Origin of the sequence: Archangium sp. (assembly GCF_036389735.1) — a bacterium.
GTDB lineage: Bacteria > Myxococcota > Myxococcia > Myxococcales > Myxococcaceae > Archangium.
The window spans coordinates 1-2,977 of sequence record NZ_DASVWK010000112.1; the positions used below are offsets into that span (position 1 = coordinate 1).

A 2,977-nucleotide genomic window follows, 5' to 3' on the forward strand; every position below is an offset into this window, starting at 1 on the left:
CCCGTGTCTTCATCCAGGGGGGGGGCGGGGTTGCGGTCGAGCGGATCCTCCACCTCGGAGGCCTGCTCGCGGCGCTGGCGGTACTGCTCGCGCACGTAGGCCACCAGCTGATCGAGGTACGAGGAGAGGGGAGGGCAGCGGATGCCGGTACCGTCCAGCAACTCCAGGGTGTTGTGGGAGTTGTAGATGGCGAGGTGGTTGACGTAGCTGAGGGCGGCGCGCTGGGGGCGGGCGAGCTTCTCGAGCACGGGCAGCCGCATCATCACGTCCGCGGCGCGGGCGGACAGGTTGAAGCGGGGCAGCTTCTTGTTGGCCTTCTCGGCGATGGTCTCGTAGACGCGGCGAGCGCTCATCGGGTTGGGGTCCACCAGGTGGAAGGTGCGGCCCACGGCGCGCTCGTCATGGGACAGCGCCCACACGGCCCGCACCACGTAGTCCACCGGCACCACGTTGAGCGGGGCCACGCCGTTGCCGGGCAGGGGCAGCGGCACCACCAGCGGGCTCGTCACCAGGAGGATGCCCAGGTAGTAGGGGCCCTCGAAGCGGTCGATCTCCCCCGTGCGCGAGTCCCCCACCACGCTGCACGGGCGGAAGATGGTGACGGGCAGGGAGGTGCCGGCGCGGTGGACGAGCTTCTCCGCCTGGAACTTGGTCTCCTCGTAGACGTTGCGGAAGCCCTGGCCGCAGTCCAGCTCGTCCTCGGCGATGACGCCCACGCGGTCGCCCGAGACGTGGCAGGAGGAGAAGTGGTTGAAGCGCCGCAGGTGCTCGCAGTCGCGCGCCAGCTCCAGCACGTTGCGCGTACCGTCCACGTTGATGCGCCCGGCGGTCTCCTTGGGCACACCCAGGTAGAAGACGGCGGCCAGGTGGTAGATGTCCGTCACCCGCTCGCACAGCCGCTGGTACTCCTCGCCGGACAGGCCCAGATGCATGTCCACGATGTCGCCGGTGAGCAGCTCCAACGTGGCCCCGCTGCCCTGGAGCCGGGAGGCCACCTGCTGCGCCTCCTTGAGGTGCTTGGGCTGCACCAGGACGTAGACGTGGGCCTTGGGCTCTTCCCGGACGATGTGCTCGACCAGCCGTTTACCGATGAAGCCCGGGAAGCCGGTGACGAAGTACGTCCCGGCCTTGCCTTGGGCTTCCTTGCGCTTCTCGCTCATGGGCGGCGGAGCATAGCCGGCCTTCAGCCGCGCGCGAGCATGACGCGCCAGACCCCTTCCACCTGGGCCCGGGTCGCCCCCAGGTCTCCCGAGTTGTCCACCACCCAGGTAGCGTGCTGGCGCTTCTCGTCCAGAGGAAGCTGGGCGGCCAGCCGAGCCTCCGCCGCCGCCTCGTCCAGGCTGTCGCGCGCCCTCAGCCGGGCCTTCTGCACCTCACGGGGCACCCAGACCAGCAGCACCCCGTCCATTCCCTCGTGCAGCCGGTTCTCGATGAGGAGGGGGGCATCGTAGAGGACGCGCTCCACCCCCTGCTCGGCGAGCGCCTGGGTGCGCAGGAGGAACTCCTGGCCGATGAGCGGGTGGAGCAGGGCGTTGAGGGCGGCTCGCTCCTTGGGGTCCCCGAAGACGCGCGCCCCCAGCTTCGCCCGGTCCAGCCGTCCGTCCGGGCCCAGCACGCCTGGGAAGCGCTCGGCCACGGCCTTCAGCCCCGGCGTGCCCGGCTCCACCACCTCGCGGGCGATGACGTCGGCGTCCAGCAGGTGGGCACCCAGCTCCCGCAGCATCCGGGTCACGGTGCTCTTGCCGGACGCGATTCCCCCCGTCAGTCCATAGATCTTCACGGTGGGACCTATTTCGCTTCCTGCTGGGTGGTGAAGATGAACGAGTGCACCGTCTTGACGTCCTCGTTGAGGAAGACGGCCAGTCCCAGCCGGGTGTAGAGCAGGTAGGTGCGGAAGTCCTCCGTCAGCCGCTTCACGTAGCAGGGGGACGACTGCGGCTTGCCCGACCGGCACAGCGGGCCGTAGGTGCTCTCCACCGATTCCCTGTCGATGACGGGCCCGGGGAAGACGGCGATGCGCTCGACGCGCTGCGTGCCGGGGTCCACGCTGAACTGAACCTGCTTGGTCCCCTTGATGGCCTTGTCGTCGAGGTAGGCGATGATCTCCTTGCCTTCGGCGGTGACCACGCGCGAGGGCTCTCCGAAACGCTGGAGGACCTGCGCTCGCTTGGACTGCCCGGGCTCGATTCCCTGCCAGGGCCTGGCCCGCGCGGGCGCGGGCGTGGCGGCCAGGAGCACGGCGAGGATGGCGATGGTCTTCATCCATCGAGGTGTAACGGATCCTCCCAGCCCCTCTCAAGCTCCCCCGCCGTCGGGGAGGCCACACGAGCGACAACTTTCAAACCTCCGCCTTGCCCCGCCTGGGGTCGTCTGCTAGTGCTCGACCCGATGCGCGCTCGTGGCCCTTGGATCCTTTCCCTCGTCCTCGCCCTCTCCGGCGCCGCCGAGGCCGCCGACTACCTCGGCCCGGAGAGCTGCAAGGGCTGTCACCTGGCGGCCTATGAGGCCTTCAATCAGTCCAAGCACGCCCGGGCCATGGACTCGCTGTCCGACGCCCAGAAGAAGGACGCGCGCTGCCTGTCGTGCCACGGGCCCGACCAGGCCGCGCAAGGCGTCTCCCACGTCACCTGCGAGACCTGCCATGGTGGCGGCAAGTACTACTCGCCCGCGTACGTGATGAAGGACGCCGAGCTGGCCCGCCTGGTGGGTCTGGTGGATCCCTCGGAGAAGTCCTGCCGCACCTGTCACGACGCCTCCTCGCCGTCCCTCAAGCCGTTCGACTTCGTCGAGTCGCTCAAGGCCATCGACCACTGGTCGGCCGAGCGCACGGGGAAGAAGGGCGCCCGTGCCGAGGCTCCGCAACCCGAGCCCGCCAAGAAGAAATAGCGTGATCAAGATTCTCGACGCCCGCTTCCTCACCACGGCGGTGGAGCCCAAGGGCTACCCCACCGGGCCCGCCACCCCCGAGGTGGCCTTC

At 69.2% G+C, this 2,977-nt stretch carries 4 protein-coding genes and 1 pseudogene; 2 read left to right on the forward strand and 3 right to left on the reverse strand.

The window, feature by feature from the left end:
* The 3 genes from VF794_RS04365 to VF794_RS04375 form a co-directional block, all read right to left on the reverse strand.
* A partial coding sequence (locus VF794_RS04365; protein ID WP_331107913.1) for an SDR family oxidoreductase occupies nucleotides 1–1,160 on the reverse strand: 1,160 nt, incomplete at its 3' end.
* 23 nt (nucleotides 1,161–1,183) lie between these two features.
* The gene (coaE, locus tag VF794_RS04370; protein WP_331107914.1) at nucleotides 1,184–1,780 is read right to left on the reverse strand and encodes a dephospho-CoA kinase; all 597 of its coding nucleotides are present in this window, start codon (nucleotides 1,778–1,780) and stop codon (nucleotides 1,184–1,186) included.
* Between the two features lie 8 nt (nucleotides 1,781–1,788).
* Nucleotides 1,789–2,262, reverse strand: a complete 474-nt coding sequence (locus tag VF794_RS04375) for a hypothetical protein (RefSeq protein ID WP_331107915.1) — start codon at nucleotides 2,260–2,262, stop codon at nucleotides 1,789–1,791.
* A 126-nt stretch (nucleotides 2,263–2,388) separates the two neighbouring features.
* On the opposite strand from VF794_RS04375, the gene VF794_RS04380 reads away from it, so the two are divergent.
* Entirely contained in the window at nucleotides 2,389–2,886 is a 498-nt protein-coding gene (locus VF794_RS04380) for a cytochrome c3 family protein (protein WP_331107916.1), read from the forward strand.
* 1 nt (nucleotide 2,887) lies between these two features.
* Nucleotides 2,888–2,977: pseudogene (locus VF794_RS04385) on the forward strand (YihA family ribosome biogenesis GTP-binding protein); the annotation flags it as partial.